Annotated in this window: 1 protein-coding gene and 1 pseudogene; both read left to right on the forward strand. The window is 54.0% G+C overall.

Annotation, left to right across the window (positions count from 1 at the left end):
* Window positions 1–109, forward strand: a 109-nt coding sequence (locus tag WM94_RS29965; protein WP_135192744.1) for an IS3 family transposase, incomplete at its 5' end; no start/stop codon positions are given.
* 262 nt (window positions 110–371) lie between these two features.
* A pseudogene (locus tag WM94_RS27685) lies at window positions 372–887 on the forward strand (IS5-like element ISPa41 family transposase); the annotation flags it as partial.
* Between the last annotated feature and the right edge of the window lie 121 nt (window positions 888–1,008).

Raw genomic sequence — 1,008 nt, forward strand, 5'->3', positions numbered from 1 at the left:
CGATTACATCGAGATGTTCTATAACCCTAAGCGTCGACACAGCAGTGCTATGCAGCTGTCTCCAGTAGAGTATGAGAAACGCTATTTCCTGAGCTTGGAGAGTGTCTAGGAAAGCAGGGGCGATTCATAATGCCTCGGCGGCAGAGTCAATCGTCATTAGTACTGAGCTTACTCGCAATGGCGATTTTGTTGATGCTTATAGCGTGACAACTCAAAGTGGTGTCCGAAAGGGTTACAGAAATATTGAGCACAAGAAGTACAGGGAGCTAATCAATCCGAATAAGGCGCGACTTGCTAATCTGGAGCTAGGGAATCTCCGAACAAGCCTTCAGTTATGCGAGAATCCCCGCAACACCTGATCCGAGCCGCCCATGAGCCAGATGAGCTTTTCCGACTTTGAGTACGCCGGCAAGCGCAAGCAAACCCGCCGAGAGCGCTTCCTCGCCGAAATGGATCAGGTGGTGCCCTGGGCAGGCCTGCTGGAGCTGATCGAACCGTTCTACCCCAAGGCCGGCGGCGGTAGAAAACCCTATCCTCTGGAAACCATGCTGCGCATCCATCTGTTGCAGAACTGGTTCTCCCTGAGCGACCCGGCCATGGAAGAAGCGCTCTACGAAATCACGCCCATGCGCCAGTTCGCACGCCTGACGCTGAGCGCGCCAATCCCCGAAGACACCACGATCATGAACTTCCGGCACTTGCTGGAGAAGCATCAGCTCGCACCGGCAATCCTTGCGGTCATCAATGGTTATCTGCAGGAAAAAGGCCTGTCGCTGCGCCAAGGCACCATCGTCGATGCCACCATTATTCATGCCCCCAGCTCGACCAAAAATAAAGAAGGCAAGCGTGATCCCGAGATGCACCAGACCAAGAAAGGCGGTCAGTATTGTGTGTCACGAACACAGGTCGTATGACCAGTGATGCTGTACCGAAGATGGAAGTAGGCCTTCCGAAGTCGGCTTGCAGGAGCAGGCTTCAAACCACCCGGAGCTGCTGCATCCAAAAGGT

The sequence above is a fragment of the Pseudomonas sp. ABFPK genome, from assembly GCF_001586765.1.
GTDB classification, from domain to species: Bacteria; Pseudomonadota; Gammaproteobacteria; order Pseudomonadales; family Pseudomonadaceae; genus Aquipseudomonas; species Aquipseudomonas asiatica.